Raw genomic sequence first — 18,333 nt, 5'->3', positions numbered from 1 at the left:
GCGCCGTTTTTTATGGCAACAAAGGGTCGTTGGATCGCGTCAGGCGACCGGAAGCGATAATATGAAGCGTGCGCCTTCACCCGGTGCGCCGCCGATGCGGATATCACCGTTCATCGCGCGGGCGAGGCGGCGGGAAATATACAGGCCAAGCCCGCTGCCCCCGGCGTCGTCGCGCCCCAGCCGCTCGAATTTTTCGAAAATGCGCTCGCGATCGGCTGGCGCGACACCAGCGCCCTGGTCGATCACAGCGATGCGCGCCTGGCCGCTTTCCCATTCGGTCGCGATGCGCACCTGCGTACCTTCCGGGGCATAGCGTACGGCGTTACCGATCAGATTGACCAATATTTGGAGTATCCGGCGAAATTCCCCGATCGCCAGCAGGCGGGCGTCCGGCGCCGGTGCAACGATGGTGATCCGTCGGTCCAGCGCTTTGACCGCCAGCAGTCCCGCCGCGCGGCGTCCCAGATCGGCCAGATCGACCTCTTCGGCGACGACGCTGAAATCCGGGCGATCGATCGCCTGCAAATCGGCCAGATCGTCGACCAGCGCCATCAAATGCCGGCCTGCCGCCGCTATGTCGGTGGCATAGCCCGCATAGTCGGGGCGCAGCGGCCCTTCCAGTTGCGCGCTGATCGTGTCGGCGTTCGCGATGATCCGGCCCAGCGGCTGGCGCAGCGAGCGATCGAGCCGACGCCCAAACTCGACCGGATACAGCGTCAGCGGCGCTTCGTCCGCCAAAGGCGCGGCGACCGCCAGTTCCAGCGGGAAGGCGGTGCCACGATAGCCGGTCAATTGGCCGGCATGGTCGAACATCGGAAAGGCCGACAGGCGGAAATGGCGCGCGACATCGCTCGCCAGCACCGCCTGTTGATCGCGAAAGGCGCGCCGCTGGGCAAAGCCGCGCAGCATCGCCATGTCGCCGTCGCCGTCCGCCTGCAACTGGAAATAGGCGGAAAAGCGCGTCCCCGGCACGGGCGGACTGACCGGCAGCGTGCCGCTGTCGCCATTGCCCGCCAGCACCATCTCGAACCGCAACTGGGTGTCGATCTGCCAGGTCCAGCCATCGGCCAGCGCCGCAATATCGGCTTCCCGCCGGCCATCGTCTGGCGGTAGCGGTGCGGCGGGCCGTTCGCGCCAGTCGACGACCGACAGGCTGACGCCCTTGTCGCTCTCCGGCTTGGCTCGCACCCACATATCGATGTCGCCGCGCTGCGCCGCCGCGACCACCGGCCGCGACACCAGAACGCCCAGCCGCGCCGCCAGCCGCGCGATCGCCACCAATTGCGGCACGGCGAAAAGTGCGCCCAGATCAGCGCCCGCTTCCCGTTGCAGCGCCAGCAGCGGCGCGTCCGCGCTCAGCAGGCGGCCGTCAGCTGACAAGGCGGCGCGCAATATGGCGGGATGCGACGGCATGTTCATGCGCCTGCGACCGCCCGCAAATGATCGAGCTTGGCGCGGAACGCGGCCGATGTCCGTAGCGCGGCGATCGCGCTGTCGGCCTGCGCTTCGTTCAACGCCTGATAGCGATCCGCCTCCGCCACGATCGCCGCATCGGACAGCGAAGGCCGCACCGGCCGCAACGACAGCAACAAATGCCGGAAATCGGCGCCCGATCCGCCCAGCGCCCGGCATAGGATCGCGACCTGCGACAGCGGTCCCATCACCAGCATCTCGATCACTTGGCCGCTTTCCAACCGGAGTTGCCGCGCTGTGACCGCCGCGAACAGCAGGAAACGCCGCCGTTCCAGCAAGCGGCCTAACAGGTCCGGCGCGTCGGCCTTCTCGCCCATGCGACGCACCAGTCGATCCGCCTGAACGATCGGACAGGCCGCTTCGTCATGGTCGGCCAGCAAAGCCCAGCCCGACCGGTCGAAGGCGGCCAGCAGCCGATCGTCGGCATCGACCATGGTCCGTTGCGCAACGACGGTCAGGCAGGCGGCGACCAACCACAACAGTTCGGCGAAATATTCGGCGGGCAGATCGGGCTTCATCGGCGTGTCTTCCCCGCCCATGGCAAGCCAGCGCCCTTCGGCCAGCGCCAGCCCCGACAAACCGTCGCCCAGCAAGGTATCATCGATCGATGTCGCTGCGGCCCCATCGACCTCGTTCAGTTGCTCGACATCCGCCTGGCCGAACTGGCGTAGCATCACCGTCACGCCAGCCCGCATCTGCATATGCGCCAGAAGGCCGGGGCCAAGCAGGCTGGGATGCGCCCGCACCATCGCCCAAGCGACCGGCGCCGGCCAATGATCCAGCGCTGCGGCGACATCGGGCGCATGTTCCAACGACAGGCGCAGGGCCATTTCGATCGCGGTGATGCATCCGCCGATATGGCGGCGCGTTTCGGCGATCAGGGCGTCGTGGCGCGCCTGCCCTTCGTCGGGAAAGAAAAACGCCAGGTCGATGGCGTGGGCGACCGGCACGGCGGACATGCCGGCCATGACCCGCGCCATTGGCCAGTTGCCCGCCATGGCCGTGCCGGTAAGGGACGAATAGGCGCTCATGCCGGTCAGCATAATCGCACGTCCTTAAAATGCACTAAACCGTGCCGGGGAAAATCGTTCAATTGCGCTTTCGCAGCAAGATGGTGCCGACCGACGCGATCGCCAGCAAAATGGCGACGCGAAAGCCCTGCGCCATCATCCCGACAAAGCCGGTCAGGATCAGCAGCAGCAGTGCCGTGCCGGGCGTGAAGATCATCCACGGTCGGGCCGCAGCCGTCCGGCCCCAGCGATCGGCCACCATCAGGATGCCGAGCAGAAGCGCGAGGTCAGCCGCCAATGTCGTGCTGCCGGCAAAGACCATCGCTGCCAGCACCAGCACCGGCGCGCAGAAGGCGAACCAGCCCATCAACGGTGCCCGCAACGCGAGATCGCCCAGCCGATCGCTGATTTCCGACAGCAGAAGCGCGCCCAACAACAGGCAGAATCCGGTGAGCGGCCAACCCAGTTCGATCGGCACCAGCGCCACCGCGCCCAGCGCAATCGCGGCGATCCGCACCTGAAGTGCTGGCACCTGCATCCGCATGAGTGGCGGGCTGACGATGCGGGCCAGCGGCGCCAGCAGATAATGTTCGATGCCTCCGCGCGCATGGGCGCGGGACGATCCAGCCGCGGTTACGGCCTGCGCCACCAGGTCGGCCTGCGCCTGGCTTTCGACCAGCGCCACGCGCCCTTCCAGCAGATCGTCCTGCGGCACGGTGACCCGCCTGGCGCCCCTTTGCACGCCGGTCCGCACCAAAGTCAGCGCCAAATCCCAGTCGCCGATCATGTCGAGCGTACCGAACAACAGGTCCGGGCTGATCCGCGCCAGGCCCGCCCAGCGCTGGCCCGCGTCGATCCGTTCGAACGGCGCGCTGGCGCGACTGTCGTCCGTCACCAGCATGGCATTGCCCTGAGCCGCGCCGATGCCGTCATAATGCGCCTGTGCGACGATCGCGCCGTCCGCCACCAGCAGCACGTCGCTGTCGCGCGGCGCATCCCGCACCATCGACACCATGTCGCGCACCAGCGCCACCGCGATGCCGTCCGCGCTCAGACGATCGACCGCTTGCGACAAGGCGGGCGTGATGGTGCTGACCAAAATCATGATTCGGTCGGCGCCCGCCTGCGCCGCCTGCCGCGCCTGATATTCCACCAGCGTCTGGCCAGCGAAATACAAGCTCGCGCGCAAACCCGCAGGCGAATCGCCCGATGCGCGACTGGCGCTCAGAATAGCGGCGAAACTCATGGCGTTTACGTTTGTCGACCCGATTGTTGTGCGACGACCTTTTCGCAAGGCGGAGCGTTTCGCGCAAGCAACGCTTTTAGCGTCGGCCGATCAACTGTGATCGAGTCCCGCCAGCGCCGCTTGGAGACGACGAAGCACGCGCGGATCGCCAGGCGCAGCGGCGGCCGCCTCGTCGGCCAGCGCCATCAAGGTCGTCAGCCCGAAGCTGGCCGCCAGTCCCTTGAGCCGCCAGGCGGCCAATTCCCAATTGGCGTCGCACCGCGCCCGGCCAAGCAGGTCGATCTGCCGCGCGGCGCTTTCCAGAAAAGCGACGCGCAGGTCTGCGATCAGTGCGCTGTCTTCGCCGACGGCGGCGGCCAATGCGGCATGAAGGGCGCCAGGATCATAGGACATGGCGACAGACGCTATCTGGCTTGCGTTAAGTTTTGGTAACAGGGCATTTGCGCGGGCGGAAAAGATGCTAGGATGATGACATGACAGGGGGCAGCACCATCGTCGAGTTCTGGCGAGACGAACACATCGCGACCGGCAACGAGTCGCAGGCGGACGATATTTTGCTATTGAAACAGGCGGTTCTCGATATTGACGAGGATGACGCGACGGAAGGAGTCGGAGACCACCGGATAAAGCGCATCCGCTGGGGCCTGTTGGTTCTGGCCATCGCCTGGATCGGCTTTGCCGGCTGGGCGATCGCGACGTCCGGCGATCTGGCTGCCGGCCCGTTCGCCTGGGCCAACGCCATCGTCACGCTCGCCATCCCCCTCATCCTGCTGGGCGTCGGCTATATGCTGCTGGTCCGCAACAGCCGCGCCGAATCGCGCCGCTATCTTGATACCGCGCGCGCGCTGCGTACCGAGGCCGACCTGCTGGAACTGCGGCTGGGCCGCATCGGCAGCCAGTTGGAAACCGCGCGACAGGCGATGCAGGACCAGGCGGAATTGCTCGACAGCTATGGCGCCGCCGCCAGCAGCAATATGGAAGCGTCCGCTGAACTGATTGCAGCACGCTCCCAAGCGACCGCCGAACGGGCGGAAACCGCCGAGCGCGCGGCCGTCTCGCTGGTCGCTCGCATGGACATGCTGATCGGCTCGATCCCCGAACTGGAGGACCGCACCAGCCGCATGACTGCGCAGATGATGGACAATGGCCATGCGCTGGCCGAGCGGATCGACACGCTGGAGGCCCGCCTCCATTCTCTCGCTGAACTGTCCGACGATGCGCGTGCGCGCACGCTTTCTGCGACCAAGAGCCTGTCCAGCCAATTGACCCAGTTGCAGGAGACGACCCGAACGGCGGCTGAAGAAGTCACCGGCATGGCCGAGATTGCCGCCGGCCGAATCGACGCCACGGCGCAGAGCGCACGCCAAGCGATGGATCGCAGCCGCCAGGATTTGGAAATCCAGGCCGCAGCGTTGGCGACGCTGATCGAAGCGGCGCAGGCCGGTGTCGCGGAAACCAGCGCGCAGGTTCGCCGGACGCTGACCGATGATCTCGATAGCGCGGAACATGATCTGCGCCGGCGCATGGAGAGCGCTTTAGTCGGCATGAAGGACAGCATGGCATCTACCGACGAGGCGCTGTCCCGTCGCGCGGAGGCCTTGGAAACGCTGGTCGCCGCGGCCCGGAACGGCATGAGCGGGGCGAGCGAAGAGGCGCTCGCCCTGTTTGAACGCGACATTGAGTCGATGGAGACGGACCTGCGCCGTCGCTTGGACGATGCGTTGCGACAGGCTCAGGAAACGCTGGCCATCACCGATGGCGGCCTGACCAGCCAGGCAGCGACGCTCGACGCCTTGATCGCCCGCTCGCGCGACAGCCTGACCGCAATCGGCGATGATACCGTGACCGGCCTCAGCGACTCGATCGGCGACGTAGAAAGCCGCCTGCATCAGATCAACGACATGATCGAGGGTCAGCGCAGCCTGATGTCGAGCCTGCACAGCAGTTTGCATGACACCATCGCCTCGACCGAAGGCCGTTTCGCCGCCCTGGAGGACAGCGCTCTGGCGCGCGGCGAACGCCTGACCGGCGCACTTGTCCGCATGACCGAGGAAACGATGCGGATCGACAAGGCGCTATCGGCTGGCGGCATGACAGCCGAAAAGCTGATCGGATGCGCGGAGACGCTTCTGGTCGCGCTCGATTCGAGCGTTCGGGAACTTGACGAAACCTATCCCGCCGCGCTCGAACGATTCGACGCGCGGCTGGAACAGAGCCGCTCCTTGCTGGGCAGCACCGCGCCCGAAATGGAGCGGCTGGAGGCGATTTCCGAGGCGCTGGTAGGCCGCACCGCAGAAGCCGAAGAGATGCTGCGCGGCCAGGGCAGCCGTCTGACCGAATGGCTGGAAAGCACGCAGGGCGGACTGGAAGCCAATCGCGGATTGGTGGAGCGCCTGCGCAAGACGCTCGACGCCGCGCATCAGGACGCGACGCGCATTACCGAAGGCGCTGGCCCCTTGCTGGTGACGGCCCTGCTGCGGGTCAAGGACACGGCCGATCAGGCGTCTGAACGCGCCCGCCAGGCGCTGGGCCGCGCCATTCCCGATGCGGCGCAACAACTGGCGCAGGCCAGCGATGAAGCGCTGCAGGCCGTGATCGGCCAGAAGGTGACGGCGCAGATCGAACAAGTCGCGCGGGTCGCGGAGGAAGCGGTCAAGGCCGCGCATCAGGCGTCTGAACGCCTCACCCGCCAACTGCTGACGATCGCCGACACCAGCGCCAGCGTCGAACAGCGGATCGAGGAAGCGGAACGCGCGTCGGAAAGCCGCGATCGCGACCATTTCGCGCGGCGCTCGGCCTTGCTGATCGAATCGCTCAACAGCACGGCGATCGACGTCGCCAAAATCCTGTCCAATGATGTCACCGATTCGGCCTGGTCCGCTTATTTGAAGGGCGATCGCGGCGTGTTCACCCGGCGCGCGGTGAAGCTGTTGGATGCCGGTGAATCGCGTGAAATTGCGCTCCATTATGACAATGACACGGAATTCCGCGATCATGTGAACCGCTATATCCATGATTTCGAGGCGATGCTGCGGATCATCCTGTCGGCGCGTGACGGCAACGCGCTGGGCGTCGCGGTGCTATCATCCGACATGGGCAAGCTTTATGTCGCGCTCGCCCAGGCGATCGAGCGACTGCGGCAATGATTCCCGCCGTTCAGCCGATCACTTTGCGGAAATAGACGACTCGTTCGCTTTCGATGAAGCCCGCTGCATGGTGGAAAGCATGGCTGGCCAGATGGGCGATGTCCGAGTCCGACGCCATTTCCGTGCAGCCCATGGCCAGCCCCCAGCCCTCGACGGCGTCGATCAGGGCTTTCGCTATGCCTTCGTGCCGCATCGCAGGCGTCACATAAAGACCTTCGACAAAAACGACCGGACTGGTGTCGCAACCGTTTACATAATCGCGGCGCAGCGATGCCTCGACAAAGGCGATCGCGTCACCCCGATCGTCAAGAGCGACGAAGGCAACAAGATCGCCTCGGTTCGCCATCATATCGGCAATGTGGTCATGATGATCGGCCACGGACGCATCGGGCCAGAGCGCGGCGCGCATCCGCGCCCAAGATGGTGCATGAACGGCGGCAACGCGCGCGATCCGCGCCGCCGGCCCGCTCATTGCGCGGCGCTGTAGCCGGGCAGCATGTCCAGCGTCACCCAGTCCTGCACATAATTGGCGTAATAGAGGCCGAACAGGATCGTCGCCAATATGGTCGCGCGCAGCATGACCAGACCGGGCCGGAAATTGCTGGGCGCGCTGTCCGCCTGCCCCTTCAGCAGCACTTCGCCGGTTTCATCGGGCGTGCGGATGCCGAAGGGGAGCATGATGAAGGCGCTGATCACCCACATCAGGAAATAGATAGCGAAGATGGCGTATAGGTTCATGGCCTGTAATTAGGCCCGAACCAGCAGCACGTCCACTATCGGCTTCTTGCCGGTCCAGCGCGTCGCGGTGCGGCGCACGGCCAGGCGGACGCGCTCGCGCAGCGCCTCTTCTTCCATCGAACCCTTGGGCACGGCGGCGGCGGCTTCATCGGCCGCTTCGGCCAGGAATGCCGCCTTGTCTTCCTCCACGGGCACGCCTTGCGTGCGCAATGCGGGCTGGCCGATCAGCTTGCCCTTGCGGTCGATCGCCACCGCGACACTGATCTGCCCATGCAGGCCGAGCTTGCGCCGTTCATTGATCGTCGCGCCGTCGGCGGGCAGGATGACGTCGCCGTCCAACACCAGACGGCCAGTGTCCTGCTGGCCGATGATCGTCGGTGCGCCGGGCGCCAGGCGCAGCACATCGCCGTTCGACTGCACCACCGCATGGCGGATGCCGCTGGTGATGCCGAGCCGGGCCTGTTCCGCCATGTGGCGGCGCTCGCCATGGACCGGCAGCAGGATTTCGGGACGGATCCAGCGATACATGGCTTCGAGTTCGGGGCGACCGGGGTGGCCGGACACATGGACTTCGGCCTGACGGTCGGTGACCATCAGGATATTCTTCTGCGCCAGCGCATTCTGGATGCGGCCGATGGCGATCTCGTTGCCGGGAATCTGCTTGGACGAGAAGATGACCGTGTCGCCCTCCGCCAGCTTTATAGGATGACTGTCGAACGCGATGCGGGCCAGCGCCGCACGCACCTCACCCTGGCCGCCGGTGGCGATGATCATCACCTCGCTGCGGGGCAGGTGCATGACATCGTCCCAATCGACGGTCGGCGGGAAATCCTTGAGATAACCGGCCGCCTTGGCCGTGCTGATGATGCGGTCGAGCGAACGGCCCGCCACGCACACTTTGCGCCCCGTCGCCGCGGCGACTTCGCCCAACGTCTGAACGCGCGCCGCGTTGGAGGCGAAGGTCGTGACCAATACCCGTCCCTTGGCGTCTGCCACGGTCTTCATCAGCCCTTCGCGCACATCGCCTTCGGACCCACTGGCCTTGTCGTTGAACACGTTGGTGCTGTCGCATACCAGCGCCAACACGCCTTCGTCACCAATCGCGGTCAGTTCGGCCGGGGTCGATGGCTGGCCCAGCAGAGGCTGTTCATCCAGTTTCCAGTCGCCAGTGTGGAAAATGCGGCCATAAGGCGTGTCGATCAGCACCGCATTGCCTTCGGGAATCGAATGGGCGAGCGGAACGTAACGGAAGCCGAACGGGCCAAGATTGAAGCTGGCTTCATTCGGGATGACATGCAGCTTGACCTCCTTGGAGAGGCCTTCTTCCTCCAGCTTCAGGCGGATAAGGCCGGCCGTGAAGGGCGTGGCATAGAGCGGCACGCCCAAATCAGCGGCAAGATAAGGGATGGCGCCGATATGATCTTCATGCCCGTGCGTCAGTACGATGCCCAGCAGGTCGTCGCGCCGCTCCTCGATGAAGCTGAGATCGGGCAGCACCAGTTCGATGCCGGGATAGGACGGGTCGCCGAAAGTCATGCCGAGGTCGACCATGACCCACTTGCCCTGGCAGCCGTAGAGATTGACGTTCATGCCGATCTCGCCCGACCCGCCGAGGGCCAGGAAGATCAGTTCATCCTTGGGTGTCATTATGTCTTCAAACTCCGTTCGTGCATCAGCGCGAGGCCCTGAACCGTCAGGTCCGGCGCGATCGCATCGAAAATATCGCTATTGTCGTTGAAGAGGACCGCCAGGCCCCCCGTCGAAATCACTCTGGTCGGACGGCCGATCTCGGCCCTCATGCGGGCGACCAGCCCCTCCATCATCGCCACATAACCCCAAAATACGCCGATGTGCATCTGCGCTTCGGTCGTGCGGCCGATGACCGATCGATCCAGCGGCGGCGCGATCGCGATCTTGGGCAGTTTCGCCGCTGCCGCCACCAGCGCATCGAGCGACAGGTTGATCCCCGGCGCGATGATACCGCCCTTGTAAGCGCCACGATAATCCACCATGTCGAACGTCGTCGCCGTGCCGAAGTCGATCACGATCAAATCGCCTGCGTAGAGATGGTGGGCGGCGATGGCGTTTACAACCCGGTCGGCGCCGACCGACGCCGGCTCAGCGACGTCCAGTTCGATGCCCCATTCGACGCTACCCTGCCCGGCGATCAGCGCCGGGGTCTTGAAATATTTATCGGCCAGCACCTGAAGATTGTGCAGCGCGCGCGGCACCACCGTCGCGATGATCACCGCATCGACATCGGCGATGGCATAGCCCTCCAACTGCAACAGCTGGTTCAGCCAGACCGCATATTCGTCGGCGGTGCGCCGCGGATCGGTGGCGATGCGCCAGCGTGCCCGGATTTCGCGCCCGTCCAGCAGCGCGAAAACGACATTGGTGTTACCCGCGTCGATCGCGAGAAGCATGGCTCGTCCCTTAGTTGAGAATGATGTCGCCCGCGTGAATGGCATGGCTCTGCCCATTCGCCAAGCGCAGGATCAACATGCCGTGGCGGTCGAGCGTGTCGAAAGCGCCTTCGACCTCCCCGCCATCGGGCTGCACGACACGCATCGCCGTGCCGGTCGGGTGGGCATTGAGCAGCCAGTGGGTGCGGACGGGATCGATGCCCTGCGCGCGCCAGATGGACAACCAATGGCCAAATAGCTGGGTCAGCCGCTCATAGAGCGTGGACGCTTGCGCATCATTCGCGCCCTGTGCCGCCAGACTGGTGACCGGGCGGTCCAGCCCTTCGGGATGGCCGGTGACGTTGATGCCAATACCCACGACGATCGCATCCCCGGCCCGTTCCAGCAGGATGCCGGCGATCTTGGCGCCGTCGACCAATATATCATTGGGCCATTTGATCCGCGCCTGCCCGCGACATAGCGGGGCAATCAGCGCATGGACCGCATTGGCGGCCACCAACGCCAGCGTATGGGGCAACGGATCGCTGGGCCGCAACCTGACCAGCGTGGAGCAATAGAGATTGCCGTCCGGGCTTTCCCAGGCCCGGCCCAGGCGTCCCTTGCCCCCGGTCTGGCGACCGGCGCGCAGCCAGCTACCATCACCGCCCCCCTGCCCCGCCAACGCCAGCATGTCGGCGTTGGTGGAACCGGTTTCCTCGACGAAGCGCAGCAGCGTCAGAAGAGCGACGCTGCCGCGGCAGCGCTCGCCTGATCTAGAAGGGGGTTGAGCAGATAGCCCAGCACGATCACCACGGCGCAGGCCGTCAGGATGATATTTTCGACCGAGCCGCCCTTCGCCTCATAGGCGGCGGTCGGTTCGTCGAAATACATCGTCTTGATGATCTTGAGATAATAGAAGGCACCGATCACCGAAGCCGTGATGCCGAAGGCCGCCAGTGCGGTCAGGCCAGCCGCGACGGCGGCGTCGAATACCAGGAACTTCGCCCAGAAGCCGAAGAGCGGCGGGATGCCGGCCATCGAGAACATGAAGATGGCGAGTGCGGCGGCCAGGCCCTTACGCGACTGCGACAGGCCCGCCAGACTGGCGATGGTTTCGATCGGCTTGCCGTCCGCATCGCGCATTTGCAGGATACAGGCGAAAGCGCCGATCGTCATCAGGACGTAAATGGCCATATAGCTCATCGTGCCCGCGACACCGGCAGGGGTGCCGGCCGCCAGGCCGATCAGCGCGAAACCGACATTGTTGATCGACGAATAGGCCATCAGCCGCTTGATGTTGGTCTGGCCGATCGCCGCGACGGCGCCGAAGAGGATCGAGGCGAGCGCGACGAAGATCACGATCTGCTGCCAGTCCAGACCTGCCGGCCCCAATGCTTCGATCGCGACGCGGACGGTCAGGCCCATCGCGGCGACCTTGGGCGCGCTGGCGAAGAAGGTCGTGACCGGGGTCGGCGCGCCTTCATAGACGTCGGGCGTCCACATATGGAACGGCACGGCGCTGATCTTGAAGGCAAGGCCCGCCAGCACGAACACCAGGCCAAACAACTCGCCCTTCGACACGCCGTCACCGAGCGCCACGGCGATGCCGTCGAACCCCGTGCTGCCGGTGAAGCCGTAAAGCAGCGAGATGCCGTAGAGCAGGATGCCGCTGGCGAGCGAACCCAGCACGAAATATTTGAGGCCCGCTTCCGAAGAGCGTTCATCCTGCCGCATGAAGCTGGCAAGGACATAAGAGGCGAGGCTGTTAATCTCCAGGCCGACATAGAGCGTCAGCATGTCGCCCGCCGACACCATCATGCCCATGCCGATGGCGGCGAACAGGATCAGGATCGGATATTCCGGGCGGGGGGCGCCGTCGGTCGAGAAGAAGCGCGGCGCGAGCAGGACGGCCGCCGCGGCCGCGCTGTAGATCAGCGCCTTGGCGAAGACCGAGAAGGCGTCGGCGCGGTACAAGCCGTCAAAGGCGTCCGGTCCATGGGCAAGCGAGCAGGACAGCGCCACGCCCGCGATCGCCAGCGTGATGACCGAGAGCCAGTTGACGACACGGGCCGAGCCGTCGCCGCCAAAGGCCGCGACCAGCATCAGCACAAGGCCGCCTGCAGTCAGGATGAGTTCGGGCAATACTGCCAGAAGGGAAGCGGAGTCGATCATCAGTGCGCCTCCCCGTGCGCAGGGGCTTCTTCATGGTGGCTCGCGCCCGCAGGCTTGGGCGCACCCATCTTGATCTTGGAATCTCCTGCGGGAGCCGCAGGGGCGAGACGCGCTTCGAGCGCGCGGATATCGGACCGCATGGGCGCCAGGAAGCTTTCGGGATAGACGCCCATCCACAGCACCACGGCAGCGATCGGCGCCATCAGCCAGAACTCACGGATCGACAGGTCGGGCATCGCTGCGGCATCGGCATTGACCTGCGGGCCGTAACAGATGCGACGATAGAGGTAGAGCATATAGGCCGCGCCCAGGATGATCCCGGTGGTGCAGACCAGCGCGACCCAGCTAGACGCCTGATAGACGCCCATCAGCGACAGGAATTCACCGACGAAGTTGGACGTACCCGGCAGGCCGACCGACGCCATGGTGAAGAACAGGAACAGTACGGCATAGCGCGGCATGTTGATGCTGAGGCCGCCATAGCGGTTGATCTCGCGGGTATGCAGGCGATCATAGACCACGCCGACGCACAGGAACAGCGCGCCTGCGACCAGGCCGTGGCCCAGCATGACCATCATCGCACCTTCGATGCCTGCCTGGTTAAAGGCGAACAGGCCGATCGTCACGATCGACATATGCGCAACCGACGAATAGGCGATCAGCTTCTTCATATCCGACTGCACGAGCGCGACCAGAGAGGTGTAGACCACCGCGACCATCGACAGGCCCCAGACCAAAGGCGCAAGCTGCGCGGAGGCTTCGGGAAACATCGGCAGCGAGAAGCGGATGAAGCCGTAGCCGCCCATCTTGAGCAGAACGCCCGCCAGGATGACGGAGCCTGCCGTCGGCGCCTGAACATGCGCATCGGGCAGCCAGGTGTGGACCGGCCACATCGGCATCTTGACGGCGAAGCTGGCGAAGAAGGCCAGGAACAGCCAGGTTTGGACATGCGGATCGAAATTATAGGCCATCAGCGCCGGAATTTCGGTGGTGCCCGCCTCATGCACCATCCACATCATCGCGATCAGCATCAGCACCGAGCCGAGCAGCGTGTAGAGGAAGAATTTATACGAGGCGTAAATCCGGTCCGCGCCACCCCAGATGCCGATGATGAGGTACATCGGGATCAGGCCAGCTTCGAACATGATGTAGAAGAGGTAGAGATCCTGCGCCGTGAAGACGCCGATCATCAGCACCTCCATGAACAGGAAGGCCGCCATATATTCGCCGACACGCTTGTTGATCGCGTTCCAGCTGGCGCCGATGCAGATCGGCATCAGGAAGACGGTCAGCGCGATCAGCATCAGGGCGATGCCGTCGATGCCGAGGGCCCAGGCGAAGCGACCGAAGATCGGCGCATATTCCTGCAACTGCCACTGGAGGCCGCCCTGATCGAAATTGATCCACAGAACGATGCCCAGGACGAAATCGACCAGCGTCGCGATGAGCGCGATCCAGCGCGCGTTGTTGGCGCTCGCGAAAAGGCAGGCGATGGCCCCGGCCATCGGGACTGCCATCATCAGGGAAAGGATGGGGAAGCCGTCCATTATCGTGTCATCGCCCAGGTTGCGGCAGCGGCGAGGCCGATCAGCATCACCAGCGCGTAGGTGTAGAGATAGCCGGATTGCAGCCGACGGGTAATTTTGTTGCCCTGCACGACCAGCGCAGCCAGGCCGTTCGGCCCGAACCGGTCGATGAAGCCGACATCACCGAACTTCCAGAAGAAGCGACCGATCGCGAAAGCGGGCTTGACGAACAGGAAATTATACAGCTCGTCGAAATACCATTTGTTGAGCAGGAAAGTGTACAGCCCGGTGAAGGTCGCCACAAACCGCTGCGGCCAGTCGGTATTCTTGATGTAGCTCAGCCAGGCGACGAACAGACCGGTCAGCATCACCGTGAACGGCGCAAACTTGACCCAGGTCGGCACTTCATGCGCGGCATGCATCAGGTGGCTGTCGAACGCGAGCGCGCCCTTCCAGAATTCGATTCCGCCTTCGGAACCGATGAACTGGTCGTGGAACAGGAAGCCGGCGAACACCGCGCCCAGGCTGAGCACGATCAACGGGACCAGCATGACGAGCGGGCTTTCGTGCGGGTGATAGCCACCCGTGCCGTCGCCTGCCTCATGGGCATGATGATCGTCATGACCGTGCGCCGCATGGGCGTGATCGTCATGTGCATGGACGGCATGATCGTCGTGACCATGGTCGTCATGGCCATGGGCGTCATGCAGCGCATGCTGGATATGTTCCGACTGGGTCCAGCGCGGCTTGCCGAAGAAAGTCAGGAAGACCAGGCGCCAGCTATAAAAGCTGGTGAGCAACGCAGCGAACACGCCGACGATGAACGCCCCGGTGCCGGCCCCGCCAGCGGCATAGGCTGCTTCAAGAATGCCGTCCTTCGAATAGAAGCCGGCAAAGCCCACGCCGATGATCGGCAGCCCCACGCCGGTGATGGCAAGCGTGCCCAGCGTCATCGTCCAGAAGGTGATCGGGATGCTTTTCCGCAGGCCGCCATAATAACGCATGTCCTGCTCATGATGCATCGCATGGATGACCGACCCCGCGCCCAGGAACAGCAGCGCCTTGAAGAAGGCGTGCGTGAACAGGTGGAACATCGCCGCGCCATAAGCGCCGACGCCCGCGGCGAAGAACATATAGCCCAGCTGCGAACAGGTCGAATAGGCGATGACGCGCTTGATGTCGGTCTGCACCGTACCCACGGTCGCGGCGAACAAACAGGTCGCTGCGCCGACATAGGTGACGACGGTCAGAGCCGTTTGCGACGTTTCGAACATCGGCGACAGGCGGCAGACCATGAAGACGCCCGCGGTGACCATCGTCGCCGCGTGGATCAGCGCCGACACAGGCGTCGGGCCTTCCATCGCGTCCGGCAACCAGGTGTGCAGGCCAAGCTGCGCGGACTTGCCCATAGCGCCGACGAACAGCAGCAGGCAGAGGACCGTCATCGTGTCGAAGCGGTGGCCGAGGAAGCCAATGGTCGAACCGGCCATCGACGGGGCCATTTCCAGAATTTCCGGGATCGATATGGTATTGAACACCAGATAGGTGCCGAAAATGCCCATCATGAAGCCAAGGTCGCCGACGCGGTTGACGACGAACGCCTTGATCGCGGCTGCATTGGCGCTGGGCTTGCGGAACCAGAAACCGATAAGCAGGTAGGAGGCCAGGCCCACGCCTTCCCAGCCGAAGAACATCTGGAGCAGATTATTCGCGGTCACGAGCATCAGCATCGCGAAGGTGAAGAGCGAGAGATAGGCGAAGAAGCGCGGCTGATCCGGCTCTTCGTCCATATAGCCCCAGCTATAAAGGTGGACGAGGCTCGACACGCTGGTGATGACCACCAGCATGACCGCCGTCATCGTATCGACGCGCAGCGCCCACTGGGCGTCGAAGCTGCCGCTTTCGATCCAGGTGAAGAGCGGCGTCACCGATGCTTCGGCATGACCAAACAGGAAGGGAACGAAGATCGCCCAGCTCATGGCGCAGGCTGCAAACAGCGCGCCAGTGGTGACGATCTTGGCGGGCAGTTTGCCGAGAGCCTTGTTGCCCAGGCCCGCGATGGCAGCAGCCAGCAGCGGAAGAAGAACGATAAGCTGGATCATGAGTTCAGGCTCAGCCCTTCATCCGGTTGACATCGTCGACGGCGATGGTGCCGCGACCACGGAAGTAAATGACGAGGATGGCAAGCCCGATGGCCGCCTCGCCCGCCGCGACGGTCAGCACGAACATGCTGAATACCTGCCCCACCAGATCGCCAAGGAAGGCGCTGAAGGCGACGAGGTTGATGTTCACACTGAGCAGGATCAGCTCGATCGCCATCAGGATGATGATGACATTCTTGCGGTTGATGAAGATGCCCAGCACCCCCATCACGAAGAGGATGGCGCTAACCACCATATAATGTTGAAGGCCGATCACAGCTCCACCCCCTGCCCTGTGGGCTGATTGATATTGCGGACCGCATCCTGCGGACGGCGGCGGTTCTGCTTGGCGATATTCTGGCCTTTCACGCCGCCGCGTGCGCGATGGGTCAGGACAATCGCGCCGATCATCGCGACCAGCAGGACGATGCCCGCTGCCTCGAACAGGAAGATATAGCGGGTGTAAAGCAGCCCGCCGATCGCCTGGATGTTGCTGAGTTCCGGGTTTACCGGCGCGGCGCGCTGCGCCAATTCGATGGGACCAGCGCTCCACAGGCCAATGCCAAGCACGATCTCCGCCAGCAGCACCAACGCGATCAGCAGCCCGAATGGCAGATAATCGACGAAACCCGCGCGTAATTCAGCAAAGTCGATGTCCAGCATCATGACCACGAACAGAAACAGCACCGCGACCGCGCCGACATAGACGATGACGAGCAGCATCGCGATGAATTCAGCGCCCAGCAGCACCATCAGCCCCGCCGCGTTGAAGAAGGCGAGGATCAGCCACAGCACCGAATGAACGGGATTGCGCGACAAAATGGTGAGCGCGCCGCTGCTCACCACCAAAATGGCGAACAGGTAAAAGGCGAGGACGTGAATCACAGGTGCAATATTCCCTTTGACGCGCGCGGCTTAACGATAGGGGGCATCGGCGGCAAGGTTCGCGGCGATCGCGCGTTCCCACTTGTCGCCATTTTCAAGGAGCTTGGCCTTGTCATAGATCAGCTCCTCACGGGTTTCGGTCGCGAACTCGAAATTCGGCCCTTCCACGACCGCATCGACCGGGCAGGCTTCCTGACAGAAGCCGCAATAGATGCACTTGGTCATGTCGATGTCATAGCGCGTTGTGCGACGGCTGCCATCGTCGCGCGGCTGCGCCTCGATGGTGATCGCCTGCGCCGGGCAGACCGCCTCGCATAGCTTGCACGCGATGCAGCGCTCTTCCCCGTTGGGGTAGCGGCGCAGCGCATGTTCACCACGGAAACGCGGCGAAATCGGGTTCTTTTCGTAGGGGTAGTTGATCGTCGCCTTGGGCTTGAAGAAATACTTCAAGGTCAGCCAGTGCGCCTTCACGAACTCCCAGAGGGTGAAGCTTTTGACGTAGTAACCGAGGCTCATTGTGCGCCTCCATAGCGCGTCAGCATGAGGAAGCCCGAAACCAGGAAGACGAAGAAGAGCGAGGTCGGCAGGAAGATCTTCCAGCCCAGCCGCATCAGCTGGTCATAACGATAGCGGGGCACCGTCGCCTTCACCCAGGAGAAGACGAAGAAAAAGAACAGGATCTTGGCGAACAGCCACAGGATGCCCGGCACATAATAGAGCGGCGCCCAGTCGAGCGGAGGCAGATAGCCGCCCCAGAACAGGATCGCGTTCAGTGCGCACATCAGGATGACGTTGGCATATTCGCCGAGCCAGTAGAGCGCGAAGGCCATGGACGAATATTCGGTCTGATAGCCCGCGACCAGCTCGCTTTCCGCTTCGGTCAGATCGAAGGGCGCCCGCGCAGTTTCGGCCATGGCGGAAATCAGGAACATGATCGCCATCGGGAACAGCAGCGGGTTAAAGCCATTGCCGTTCAGGAAGCCATAATAGCCCTTCTGACTTTCCACGATCGCGGTCAGATTGAAACTGCCGGCCCACAGCACGACGCAGATCAGGATGAAGCCGATGGAGACTTCATAACTGATCATCTGCGCGCTGGCGCGGATCGCGGAATAGAAAGGATATTTGGAGTTGGAAGCCCAGCCCGCCAGAACAATGCCATAGACGCCAAGCGAACTGATCGCGAGGATATAGAGCAGACCGACATTGATATTCGCCAGCACCACGCCGACCTGAAACGGGATCACCGCCCATGCCATCAGCGCGATCGTAAAGGTGATAATCGGGGCGATAATGAACAGCGTCTTGTTCGCCGCCGACGGGATGATTGTTTCCTGCAGGAATACCTTGGCGCCGTCCGCGAAGGATTGCAGCAGGCCGAACGGGCCGACGACATTGGGGCCGCGGCGCAGCGCCATCGCCGCCCAGATCTTGCGGTCGGCATAGATGAGCATCGCGACCGCCAGCATGACCGGCAATGCGATCACCAGGATGCCTATGATGGTCGACAGGAACCAGGCACCTTCGAACGACATGCCCAGATTTTGGAAGAAAGCGGTCACTTAATGCCCCCAGTGTTAACGGAGCAACG

General features: G+C 63.6%; 17 protein-coding genes. 1 reads left to right on the top strand and 16 read right to left on the bottom strand.

Annotation, left to right across the window (positions count from 1 at the left end; translation table 11 throughout):
• Positions 1-39 precede the first annotated feature (39 nt).
• The 4 genes from sphantq_RS17430 to sphantq_RS17415 all read right to left on the bottom strand — a co-directional run bounded on the left by sphantq_RS17430 (position 40) and on the right by sphantq_RS17415 (position 4,122).
• Entirely contained in the window at positions 40-1,419 is a 1,380-nt protein-coding gene (locus sphantq_RS17430; protein ID WP_272799103.1) for a sensor histidine kinase, read from the bottom strand.
• Positions 1,416-2,516, bottom strand: coding sequence for a hypothetical protein (locus sphantq_RS17425; RefSeq protein ID WP_242495974.1), 1,101 nt, complete (start codon positions 2,514-2,516; stop codon positions 1,416-1,418). The genes sphantq_RS17430 and sphantq_RS17425 overlap by 4 nt, the downstream gene beginning before the upstream one ends.
• A gap of 46 nt (positions 2,517-2,562) precedes the next feature.
• Positions 2,563-3,729, bottom strand: coding sequence for a hypothetical protein (locus tag sphantq_RS17420; protein WP_272799102.1), 1,167 nt, complete (start codon positions 3,727-3,729; stop codon positions 2,563-2,565).
• A 90-nt stretch (positions 3,730-3,819) separates the two neighbouring features.
• Positions 3,820-4,122: a hypothetical protein gene (locus tag sphantq_RS17415; RefSeq protein WP_066602218.1), complete on the bottom strand. Its 303-nt coding sequence runs from the start codon at positions 4,120-4,122 to the stop codon at positions 3,820-3,822.
• 80 nt (positions 4,123-4,202) lie between these two features.
• Between sphantq_RS17415 and sphantq_RS17410 the strand changes: the two genes are divergently transcribed.
• A complete protein-coding gene (locus sphantq_RS17410) occupies positions 4,203-6,875 on the top strand; it encodes a hypothetical protein (RefSeq protein WP_272799101.1) in 2,673 nt (890 codons plus the stop codon).
• A 10-nt stretch (positions 6,876-6,885) separates the two neighbouring features.
• Here sphantq_RS17410 and aac(6') read toward each other — a convergent pair whose 3' ends face one another.
• From aac(6') to nuoH, 12 genes are read right to left on the bottom strand one after another with little or no spacing between them, the layout of a single operon-like run.
• On the bottom strand, positions 6,886-7,347 hold the full coding sequence (gene aac(6'), locus sphantq_RS17405) for an aminoglycoside 6'-N-acetyltransferase (RefSeq protein WP_272799100.1): 462 nt from the start codon (positions 7,345-7,347) through the stop codon (positions 6,886-6,888).
• Entirely contained in the window at positions 7,344-7,613 is a 270-nt protein-coding gene (locus sphantq_RS17400; RefSeq protein WP_272799099.1) for a DUF1467 family protein, read from the bottom strand. The genes aac(6') and sphantq_RS17400 overlap by 4 nt, the downstream gene beginning before the upstream one ends.
• A 9-nt stretch (positions 7,614-7,622) precedes the next feature.
• On the bottom strand, positions 7,623-9,260 hold the full coding sequence (locus sphantq_RS17395; RefSeq protein ID WP_066602227.1) for a ribonuclease J: 1,638 nt from the start codon (positions 9,258-9,260) through the stop codon (positions 7,623-7,625).
• Complete coding sequence (locus tag sphantq_RS17390; RefSeq protein WP_066602229.1) at positions 9,260-10,039, bottom strand: type III pantothenate kinase; 780 nt, start codon at positions 10,037-10,039, stop codon at positions 9,260-9,262. Before sphantq_RS17390 ends, sphantq_RS17395 begins: the two co-directional genes overlap by 1 nt.
• 10 nt (positions 10,040-10,049) lie before the next feature.
• Positions 10,050-10,709 (bottom strand): biotin--[acetyl-CoA-carboxylase] ligase, encoded by a 660-nt coding sequence (locus sphantq_RS17385; protein WP_242495975.1) that lies wholly within the window; start codon positions 10,707-10,709, stop codon positions 10,050-10,052.
• A gap of 44 nt (positions 10,710-10,753) precedes the next feature.
• Positions 10,754-12,190 carry an NADH-quinone oxidoreductase subunit NuoN gene (nuoN, locus tag sphantq_RS17380; RefSeq protein WP_272799098.1) on the bottom strand — a complete coding sequence of 479 codons (1,437 nt, stop codon included), beginning with the start codon at positions 12,188-12,190 and terminating at the stop codon, positions 10,754-10,756.
• Complete coding sequence (locus tag sphantq_RS17375) at positions 12,190-13,737, bottom strand: NADH-quinone oxidoreductase subunit M (RefSeq protein WP_272799097.1); 1,548 nt, start codon at positions 13,735-13,737, stop codon at positions 12,190-12,192. Before sphantq_RS17375 ends, nuoN begins: the two co-directional genes overlap by 1 nt.
• Positions 13,737-15,818, bottom strand: a complete 2,082-nt coding sequence (gene nuoL, locus sphantq_RS17370) for an NADH-quinone oxidoreductase subunit L (RefSeq protein ID WP_129926186.1) — start codon at positions 15,816-15,818, stop codon at positions 13,737-13,739. Before nuoL ends, sphantq_RS17375 begins: the two co-directional genes overlap by 1 nt.
• A 10-nt stretch (positions 15,819-15,828) precedes the next feature.
• The gene (gene nuoK, locus sphantq_RS17365) at positions 15,829-16,134 is read right to left on the bottom strand and encodes an NADH-quinone oxidoreductase subunit NuoK (RefSeq protein WP_004211745.1); all 306 of its coding nucleotides are present in this window, start codon (positions 16,132-16,134) and stop codon (positions 15,829-15,831) included.
• Entirely contained in the window at positions 16,131-16,742 is a 612-nt protein-coding gene (locus tag sphantq_RS17360) for an NADH-quinone oxidoreductase subunit J (protein WP_129926187.1), read from the bottom strand. Before sphantq_RS17360 ends, nuoK begins: the two co-directional genes overlap by 4 nt.
• A gap of 30 nt (positions 16,743-16,772) precedes the next feature.
• Positions 16,773-17,258: an NADH-quinone oxidoreductase subunit NuoI gene (nuoI, locus tag sphantq_RS17355; RefSeq protein ID WP_066602247.1), complete on the bottom strand. Its 486-nt coding sequence runs from the start codon at positions 17,256-17,258 to the stop codon at positions 16,773-16,775.
• The gene (gene nuoH / locus sphantq_RS17350; RefSeq protein ID WP_066602250.1) at positions 17,255-18,304 is read right to left on the bottom strand and encodes an NADH-quinone oxidoreductase subunit NuoH; all 1,050 of its coding nucleotides are present in this window, start codon (positions 18,302-18,304) and stop codon (positions 17,255-17,257) included. Before nuoH ends, nuoI begins: the two co-directional genes overlap by 4 nt.
• Positions 18,305-18,333 lie beyond the last annotated feature (29 nt).

The sequence above is a fragment of the Sphingobium sp. AntQ-1 genome (assembly GCF_028538045.1).
Taxonomy (GTDB): domain Bacteria; phylum Pseudomonadota; class Alphaproteobacteria; order Sphingomonadales; family Sphingomonadaceae; genus Sphingobium; species Sphingobium cupriresistens.
The sequence above is the reverse complement of the archived record's forward strand: the minus strand, read 5'-3'. Positions and strand labels throughout refer to the sequence as shown.